The sequence below is a fragment of the Brevibacillus sp. BC25 genome, assembly GCF_000282075.1.
Lineage (GTDB): Bacteria > Bacillota > Bacilli > Brevibacillales > Brevibacillaceae > Brevibacillus.
Map to the genome: position 1 here is coordinate 1 of NZ_AKIX01000073.1, position 9450 is coordinate 9450.

Sequence of the window (9450 nt, forward strand, 5' to 3'; positions counted from 1 at the left end):
GATCGGCTGCCGATCTATACCGGCAGCCGCGTTTTCGTTATTTATTAAGCTATCGAAACCCGTTAGTTGAGTCCCTTTAATTTGGTTTTGCATTGATTTCCGTTAAAGTTCAATTAAGTCTTCTATTAACCGTCACTTATTTATTACCGAGTTGTTCCGCCAAACCGATTAGAAGTCCTTCATGTCCACGAATGTAGCAGAGCCGATACGAGTCCTCGTACTGAACCACTTCGCCAACGAGCTGAGCACCATACTTAGTGAGTCTGGATACCATTTCGTCAATGTCTTCAACGGTGAACATGACGCGTAGATAACCGAGGGCATTTACAGGAGCAGTTCGGTGATCTGATATAGTAGGTGGGGTGAGAAATCGCGAAAGTTCAAGTCGGCTGTGGCCATCTGGGGTAACCATCATAGCAATCTCTACACACTGTGAACCCAGCCCGGTTACGCGACCAGCCCATTCACCTTCGACAGTAGCTCGACCTTCGAGTTTCAAGCCAATCTCCTCGAAGAAAGAGATTGCGTCATCAAGGGATTCTACAACGATGCCAACATTGTCCATTCTTAGTAATTTGTTTTTTGCCATAGTTTTATCTCCTTATGTGTACAAATTTATCACCTGATTCTATCAAAAATCACTAATTCCTTCCAAACGATTAACATCTTGTCACAGTTCATGATAACAAAAAAAACCAGCTAACAACAAAAGGATCATTGTGAGCTGGCTCTTTTCATTTAATCATGCGATCTTTTAAGTGGTGCGCAACGAGCGACGCAAGATTTTCCCCGTACTGTTTTTGGGAAGCTCTGCTACGAATTCTACCTGACGAGGAACCTTGTATTTCGCCAGCTTGTCACGACAAAATGCCATGATATCCTCTTGAGAAACCGCAACTTCCTTCAATGCCACAAATGCCTTGACTGCTTCGCCATGCACCTCGTCAGGAATCCCAATCACAGCCGCCTCGATAATCGCAGGATGCTGGTAAAGAACTTCTTCTACCTCACGCGGGTACACATTATAGCCGTCAACGAGAATCATGTCTTTTTTGCGGTCAACGATGTACACATATCCTTCTTCATCCATGCGAGCCATGTCTCCCGTATACAGCCAACCATCTCGGAGTGCCGCGGCCGTATCATCTGGCAAACCGAGGTACCCTGTCATGACATTGGGCCCATGTACCACCAGCTCGCCCACTTCTCCACGTGCGACTTCGTTTCCTTCGGGATCGACGACCTTGTTTTTCACAAGCGGGATATCGACCCCAACCGATCCTGGCTTTCTGGTACCATGCAATGGATTAAATGTTGTAGCTGGAGCTGCCTCTGACAAACCGTAGCCCTCCAGTACCTTGGCATCGTATTTCGCTTCGAACTTGTGAAGGAGCTCAACAGGCATGGATGCACCTCCCGAGCAGTATATCCGGATGGAGGAGAAATCTTCTTTTGTCGCAGTCGGTAGCTGTAGCAGATAGTTGTACATGGTCGGAACACCTGCGAAACATGTGGCTTTTTGCTCCCGAATCGTTTGGAGGACGTCTACCGGATGAAATTTTGGCTCAATAATAATGGCCGCTCCCGTGCGAATCGGGCCATTCATGCACACCGTCATGCAGAAGACGTGAAACATTGGGAGTACTGCGACCATGCGATCTTCTGGCACCAACTCGAACAATATCCCCATCGCATCCGCATTCGATGCCATATTGCGGTGGGAGAGCATCGCTCCTTTTGGCTGGCCAGTCGTACCTGATGTGTACAGAATAACAGCGAGGTCATCTTCGTTTCGTTCCGGCTCCGCGTAGCCTGCCTCTGACTCTTGCCCTTCCTGTACAAGCTGATCGATCGTTATTTCATTTTCAATGGATTCCGTGTAGATGAGAAGCTGCAAATCTTCTATTTGGTCCTTCATCGGGGTTAGTACCGGCTGCAACGCTGATAAGGCAATGGCTGCCTTTGCTTTACTGTTCGATAGAATGAAGCTAATTTCGCGCGCCGTATAGATAGGGTTCATGGGAACAACGACTGCTCCTACGCGGAGTATCGCATAGTAAGCGCTAACAAAATGCGGCCGATTATCCATGAGCAGGGCGACTGCATCCCCTTTTCCAATCCCGTGCTGGGCAAGTCCAGCTGCGAGATGTTCGACCTGCTGATTGAATTGTGCATACGTCGTCGTTTCTCCCATAAAGACAAAGGCTGGACGATCCGCAAACTGTTTCGCGCTCTGCATGAGGCTTTCATTCAAATGATACATCGCACACCTACCCCCTTTTCAGAAAATTTTAACATCTAGAACCAAGCCTATAAAGTATTACTTTTAGGAAACATGGGAGATTGGCGGGACTGATTGACTGACTTGTTCATTGCGCTTCACAAAGAGCAAGAAAAGCACGCCGCAAACGATAAAGAGCAACCCGTTGACGATCATGGCGTTGCCAAAACCAGTACCAATATCCCCAGCTGATTGAACGATAGAGCCCGTTACCAGTGGCGAGATGATCCCTGCCAATGTAACCAGGCTGGACAACACGCCTACCAAAAGTCCCGTGCGTTCCGGTAACAAGCTGCTGACAATGACAGAGGCAGCTGTACCAACAGAAAATGCAAACCCTTTTCCTAGGCACAGGAAGATCAAAACAAGTACCGTAGATTGAACAAGAGTAACACCGTAAAAACACAGTCCCCCTAAAATAATCGAAACACCGCCAATCAGAACGTATGATTTGCGATAGCTGCGATGCTTTTTAAAGAAACGATCGCCAATCGAAGAAATCAGAATGGTCATCAGTCCAGCCAAAAGTCCTGTGCCAGCAATCGCATAGGCCATTTCCTGATTCGTAAACTGGAAGACCTTGACGAGATAGACAGGTTCCCATACGGATGCGAAAGTCGTCCCCCATATTTGGGCGAAATAGATTAAAAAGCAGAAAAGAAACGTGGATGAGAGCAAGACACCGGATATATCCGACCATTTCGCTTTTGGCAAGGTAGAGGCTTCGACTTTTGTAGGAGCGACGCTGACAAGTGGTTTTTCTTTACCAATCCACAACCAGACCAAGAGCCATATCAGACTAAGTGCGCCCATAAACGCCCAGGAAAATCGCCATCCATAGCTATCAATTAGCGAGACAATCATCGGTGCGGAAGCAACCGCACCGACGAATGCACCGAAGTTCACCGTTGAATAAACCAGTCCACGCTTTTCTTCGGGAAACCATTTGTTCAAATGGCTGACAACCGTTGCCCAAAATGGCCCTTCGCCAATCCCAAGCAATACCCGTGCAACGACAAGCATCGGCAAACCCGCGATCGCATAAGCGCCAAATTGGATGACTGTCCAGGACAGCGCCATGATCGCTAGCATTTTTTTCGTCCCGATGCGGTCCGACAATGCCGCGCCTACAATCCCGGCAATGGAGAAAAGCCAAAAGAAACTGCTTCCAACAAGCCCCCATTCCTTCTCGTTCAACGAAAATTCACCCATAATCGGCACGGCAGAATATCCCGCAATCGTTTTATCCGCATAATTGATCATGTAGAGCACAAACAACATAACCATTGTGATTCTGGCCATCATGTGAATCACTCCATTTGTGTAGGAAATAGACTGCCACTACTCCCCGCTATTTTGTAAGTCTCACGCGCCCAATTCCATCCATGATCTCAATCACTGTGCCATATGGTTCACTCAAAGTCTTGAGCCCCTCCAGTATCGAGGTATCCCCGCTTAATTTCGGCCACCCCATACGATGTACAGGCAGATCAAAGCCTAATTCAATCGGATGCAGCTCCAATTCGAGCAACTCACCATCTTGCATTTTCCACAAGGGAATAACCGACTCCCACACTTCTTTGTGCACACAGAGTCCGCATGTGTAGTTGGCACTCATCGCTTCCAAGGCATCTGCCACATTATGGGTATGGTCGAGGCCGTAGTGCTCGTAGAAATCAGTGGGCTGACTCGTTACAGCTTCTGTCTGAAAAATAAAATCTCCCAAGCTGTAAAAGATCGGCCGATTGTTGTAGATTTCAATGCCTCGCAATAAGTGGGGGCCGTGTCCCACCACTGCGTGTGCGCCCGCATCGATGCAAGCTTTTGCAAAAACAGGCAAGAAATCAGCCGCAACCTCTTTCTCATCCCCCTTCATCTCATGCGCGTGAATACTCACGATGACATAATCAGCCCGCCTGTTTGCCTCCTCAATCGTCTTGACGATTCTGTTCAGATCGCGCGGATGCGGTTGGGTAGTCGTCCCCTCTTCGTGGCTTACCATGAAACGTGCATTTCCGAAGAGAAAGATCTCCTTGCCCGGATCGTTCATGAAGCCTTCCTCGATTAGAAGCCTGTTGAAGGCGTTAATGTCTGTCGACTCCGCAATGGCTTGCAAATCAGCGAGCTTTTCTTCTGTAATGTGGTGTGTCATGACATAGCGCATCGGATTGATCCCTGGTCTGCCGATACTATCCGAACGCTGATCTCCGGCCGCCCACCATGGATGAAAAGTCGACGTCGCAGCGATCAAGGCTACTCTGGCCCCTTCGCATTCGAGATAACGCGGAGCGCTTGCTTCTGCGAGATTTTTGCCTGCACCAGCATGGACGAAGCCATACTCATTGAGATATCGTTCGGTTGCTTCTAGTCCCCCATACAAATAATCGAGCGTATGGTTATTCGCCCAGCCAATCATGTTAAAGCCATAATCTTTCATGACTTGCAAAACGGAAGGTGGTGACATCGCCCACGTGCCTCCGCTTTGCGCGCTGGGATAGCCCTCATTATCGTGTACGGTCGTCTCCAGATTCGCAATGCGTACGTCCGCACGGTGGAGCAAGCTTGCTACCTCTTGAAAAGCTTGATCCCTGTATGGCAGATTGCGTGTAATGAAGCTGTCGCCAGTCGCTGTGAACCAAATCGGCTTGGTCATTGGCATGATTCCCCTTTCCCTTTTCTCATTTTTCTACTTTCAAAAGATCGAGAAGTCTTCCTCATCCTCTCCGACAAACGAGTATAGCTTCGAGCTGATTTCATCATAGTGCTGTAAGCGTTTCTGGACATTTTCCGCGTCGTGGAGCATGACGCCTTTGATCAAGACATTTAGCATGGAGAATAATGTGGGCATACCGCTAGTGGCAACGGGTTGGGGTGTGGTGATTTTCAGAAGATGATCCGCGACTTGGCTGATGGGGGAGAACTCGCCTTCCGTAATCGCCAAAATCTTCGCTCCCAGCTCTTTTGCTGAATGGACCATTGCAACTGTCTCGCTAGGATGACGAGGAAATGATATCGCAATGACCAGCCATTCTTGATCTCGTTCGGTGAGAAAATAATCGGCGTTATCAACTGCTCCCGTATATAGATGTGTGTTTCCTTTGATGGCATTCAACGCCGAAAACAACCATTTTGCAGGAATATGGCACCAACGAAATCCTACCACTACGATTCGGTTTGCCTGCACGATGCTTTTGACCACATCTTGGAGCAACGTGTAGTCAATTTGCTGTAAGCCTTGTTGGAGATACGCAATATCACTCTCCATCACTTGATGTGCATAATTGCTCAGATCGAGCGTAACTTCGGTGTCTCGATATTTCTGGATCGGCCCCTTCCTTTGGTCTCCTATCAAAAGAGACTTTTTGATTTCTTCCTGCAGCTCTGTGTATCCGGAGTAACCCAATGCGTAACAAAAGCGAATGACGGTCGCTTCACTGGTATTCGTAAACTCCGCGATTTTTTTGGCGGTATGGATCGCAAGTAAGCTTGGCTTTTCGATCGCGATCTTACAGATGATTTTTTGACTTGCTGTCAGCTTTCCATACTGCTTCCGAATCCGTTCTTTTACGAGTTGTGCCATGCCTGAAGCTCCTTTATCATTCGGATTTGTTTTAATTTTGAGAATAGTATATCTCTTGCAATGATTCACTTCAATACTTCTCCAAAAATGTAGTTTCTGCTTCATTTTGGTGTATGGCAGTCTGTAAAAAGAGCCCTCCACAGTTGGAAGGCCCCTTCTCTTTATTGTTCTGTACTAAGACATTCATTTGGAATCCAGCCGCATTCCCCGCTGTTTCATTGAACAATCGTTCCTCAAGTTTAGGAATGCCTTAAAGAAGCTGCCATTATTTCGGCTTCTTAAGACATAGCTGAGGATCAATCACTTATTAATCAAGCATGAGATACCAATAAATTGCTATCTCATCATTATCTAGACCTCTGTAGACGTAGGAATCGAAACCTCCGATGACAAAACCGCAACTTTCGTAGAATTTACATGCGCGGACATTATTACTTTGTGTCTCTAGCATGATTCCCGTCATACCGCCATCCTTCGTCCAGCGTTTAGCCTGTTCGATTAGTTTTTTTCCGAGACCGTATCCTCTGTATTGCTTATCAACTTTGATATCTTCCACATAGGCAAATTTGTTCCAATTTCTTTTCAAAACAATTTGACCCACAACTTGATTATTTACGAGCGCTACATAAATGATTTGATCGGGATTGCCGATATAGTTCGAATAATCCTCAACAGTATCTTCTTCAAGCTGTTCATCATCGTAGTTTTTATTCCTAAGAGGGCTCTCCTTCACCGTATATCCGATTCGCTGTCCCATTAGTTGCAAGAGAAGGGTAGAGTCTACGATAAAGCTCCCATCAATGTTTGAACCACACTCATCGTCCTCTGTCCTCAGTTCTCTAATGAAAATATCCATATTCGTCCTCCTCTATTTTTATAAGGTGAGAATAGGGATATAAAGGGGGACCACGGACTTAACGGAATACATATTGCTCCGTCATTTTCAGAACCTCCTCTTATTATTTAGCATGTAAGATTCTCTAGATAATTGTACAATCATTGCTTAGCAGGTGCTACAGCTTTTAATAGTTAAGCCCGTTAGTTTCATCACAACTAACATATAGGCTTACACCCTATCCTCCGAAAATGCCTGCTTTACCCGCTCAATCTGGGCGAGGTGGTCACGGACATGCTGGACGCGCAATTCCAGCAGCTCTTTGAACGTGTACCTCACTCCATCGGGATATTTCCCAACCCGCGCAAATTGCTCGGGAGTCAGATTTTCCAAAAGTGGCAGCATGCTGACCCGTAGCATTTGGAACAGGCGCATATGCTGCTCGCGGTCCAACCGTTCGTATTCCAGGTTATCCGACCAGGCTTCCTGATTAAAAGATAGCAGAAGCGGTTCTTCCTCCGCCAAAACTTTTCTCAGCCGATGTGTCGCTAAGATCTCGGAATCTGTTACATGAATAACAATCTGGTGGATGCTCCATTTGTCCGGTGCAGGTTGGAAACGCAGCTCTTCCTCAGACAATCCTTCAACGGCTTCTCGCAGCAACTCATAGTCTTGGCTGTACTCTTCGATCAACTTTTCCATCCGATCCTCTCCTTCATCATAATTCGTGTGGCTGGTAGCCATTGATACTATTATTCTTTAATAGAAAACAAGTACCTTCTGGTTTTTGATCAATAATAACCATGTAAAAGATCATATATGATACGCTATTTTCCAATAGGACAAGCAGGAGGAACAAACATGCAAGAAACAACAAGCGGAAATGCGTCCGCACCCTTTATGAGCAACTAATCACAGGCTGGAATACGAATAAAACAAAGATGCCACTGGTGACCTGCTGCAAGCAAGCTCACCAGTGGCATCTTTCGTATTATTAAAAACCGTTATAGGTAGTGACTTCTTCAACGGCGAAACGGATTTTACGCGGCATCTCGGGGTCCAAATCCGTACCAATTGTAATCATCATAACAGGTATCAAGTGCTCGGGAATGTTGAATTCTTGTCGGACGAGCTGCGGGTCAAATCCAATCATCGGGCAAGATCCATACCCTTTCTCTTTTGCTGCAAGCATGAGTGCCATAGCAGCTAAAGAGCTGCCACGAATCGCTTCATCCCTTTGCATAGATTCGTTGCTATAAAGCCCTTCGATTTGATTGATCACATTCTCTTTATATTGCGCTGGGAGATAACCTTTTTCGGTCAAATCATCAGCAATTCGCTCAGCATCTTTATGCGCTTGAAGATTCCCTAATATCACAATGGCAGCTGAAGCGTCTTCTACTTTTTGTTGATGATACGCCGCTTTTTTAAGCTTCAGCTTCTGCTCTTTGTCATCGACAACGAGAAAACGCCAATGTTGCAGGTTATAAGAAGACGGCGCGAGTGTTGCGCTCTCAATCATACTTTCCAAATCATCACGGCTAATGGTAGCGTTTGAATCGAATTGATTCACAGAACGACGAGCTTGCAATAATTGTTGAAAATTCATCATGCTTCCTCCTAATGGTTTAGTGATGATCTGCCTAACATTTTCATGTTTATGCTTGAAGTGGACGATTAGTCGAAAACAAGTAGCGATGGATCTTCCACTCATCGTTTTCACGACGGAATACGAACAACTCGTTATTTCCTTCCTCAACCTCGACATCTGCTGAGAGAATGTGTGTGCGTCCAGCAGAACTCGTGCGAGCCCAAGCCCAGTCTCCTGTCACTTCGATTTCATAAATTTCGAAGCGGACGTTGAGCTTGATGGTGTTAAATACATGCTCATACCCAGCGCGCACTGCTTCGCGTCCGATCAGTGCCGGGGCGTTTTGTGGCATGAATACAGGTTCAGTACTGTAAAGAGCAAGTATGGTATCTATATCATTGGCATTTAGTGCAGATTCGTAAGTTTTGATTACCGTTTCGATTGACATTCGATGATCCTCCTCGTATTTGTTGTCTGTTCGTACCTGGTTGAAACTAGTTAATGAGTTCGCTTGCATCACCCCTTTCAAAATGATTCGATATCTAACTTTAAGCAATTGTTTTTGTTAGATATCTAACTATAGGTGTAAGGAGAACTTCTCTATTTCAATAGAGAAGTTCTAAAAACGTTGTAACACCTTCTCCAGAAGGTTTTCAAGCAACTCACCTTCTGTCTCGGATAATCCACCGTACATCATTTCCCGGATACGATTGGATACCTCTTGAAAAATCGGTTGTAGTTCCATTCCTCTTTGTGTGAGCTTAATATAAGTGATTCTGTTGTCGTTGACGTCCTTCTCGCGAATTACATAACCACACGCAACCAGTTTGTTGATGAGGACAGTTACCGTTGGTTTCGTTCGATGAATGTACTCTGCCAATTCCTTCATGGTCACATTGTCATGTTTATACAAACAAAGGAGAATGTCACCGTGCGAAGGTACAATTCCTTCTACACCATGCTTCTCAAGCTCAGAAATAATGAGCTTATTGACTACATCTCTAATATGGCTAATGAGTGAAGCTGCATTTCCTTTTATCATGAGATCAGTATAGTTCGATATCTAATTAATGTCAAGCGAGTGAGACAAAAACCCCTCGATCCCATTTGGTCAAGACCCCGTTTAGTGGACATTAAGAAAAACACCTAGGCTGTAAGCTGGC

At 45.9% G+C, this 9450-nt stretch carries 10 protein-coding genes; all 10 read right to left on the reverse strand.

Annotated elements, in window-relative coordinates; all coding sequences use genetic code 11:
* Positions 1-136: 136 nt before the first annotated feature.
* The 10 genes from PMI05_RS19495 to PMI05_RS19540 all read right to left on the reverse strand — a co-directional run bounded on the left by PMI05_RS19495 (position 137) and on the right by PMI05_RS19540 (position 9329).
* On the reverse strand, positions 137-589 hold the full coding sequence (locus PMI05_RS19495) for a VOC family protein (protein ID WP_007725429.1): 453 nt from the start codon (positions 587-589) through the stop codon (positions 137-139).
* A gap of 165 nt (positions 590-754) precedes the next feature.
* A complete protein-coding gene (locus PMI05_RS19500) occupies positions 755-2263 on the reverse strand; it encodes a fatty acid--CoA ligase family protein (protein ID WP_007725430.1) in 1509 nt (502 codons plus the stop codon).
* 63 nt (positions 2264-2326) lie between these two features.
* Positions 2327-3586 carry an MFS transporter gene (locus PMI05_RS19505; RefSeq protein ID WP_007725432.1) on the reverse strand — a complete coding sequence of 420 codons (1260 nt, stop codon included), beginning with the start codon at positions 3584-3586 and terminating at the stop codon, positions 2327-2329.
* Positions 3587-3632: 46 nt separating this feature from the next.
* Positions 3633-4934 carry a CapA family protein gene (locus PMI05_RS19510; RefSeq protein ID WP_007725434.1) on the reverse strand — a complete coding sequence of 434 codons (1302 nt, stop codon included), beginning with the start codon at positions 4932-4934 and terminating at the stop codon, positions 3633-3635.
* A 39-nt stretch (positions 4935-4973) separates the two neighbouring features.
* Positions 4974-5861, reverse strand: a complete 888-nt coding sequence (locus PMI05_RS19515; protein ID WP_007725436.1) for a MurR/RpiR family transcriptional regulator — start codon at positions 5859-5861, stop codon at positions 4974-4976.
* 307 nt (positions 5862-6168) lie between these two features.
* Entirely contained in the window at positions 6169-6717 is a 549-nt protein-coding gene (locus tag PMI05_RS19520) for a GNAT family N-acetyltransferase (RefSeq protein WP_007725437.1), read from the reverse strand.
* A 210-nt stretch (positions 6718-6927) separates the two neighbouring features.
* Positions 6928-7398 (reverse strand): DinB family protein, encoded by a 471-nt coding sequence (locus tag PMI05_RS19525; protein WP_007725438.1) that lies wholly within the window; start codon positions 7396-7398, stop codon positions 6928-6930.
* Positions 7399-7690: 292 nt separating this feature from the next.
* Complete coding sequence (locus tag PMI05_RS19530; RefSeq protein ID WP_157230918.1) at positions 7691-8308, reverse strand: nitroreductase family protein; 618 nt, start codon at positions 8306-8308, stop codon at positions 7691-7693.
* Positions 8309-8354: 46 nt separating this feature from the next.
* Positions 8355-8735 (reverse strand): nuclear transport factor 2 family protein, encoded by a 381-nt coding sequence (locus PMI05_RS19535; protein WP_007725440.1) that lies wholly within the window; start codon positions 8733-8735, stop codon positions 8355-8357.
* 171 nt (positions 8736-8906) lie between these two features.
* Positions 8907-9329, reverse strand: a complete 423-nt coding sequence (locus tag PMI05_RS19540) for a MarR family winged helix-turn-helix transcriptional regulator (protein ID WP_007725441.1) — start codon at positions 9327-9329, stop codon at positions 8907-8909.
* Between the last annotated feature and the right edge of the window lie 121 nt (positions 9330-9450).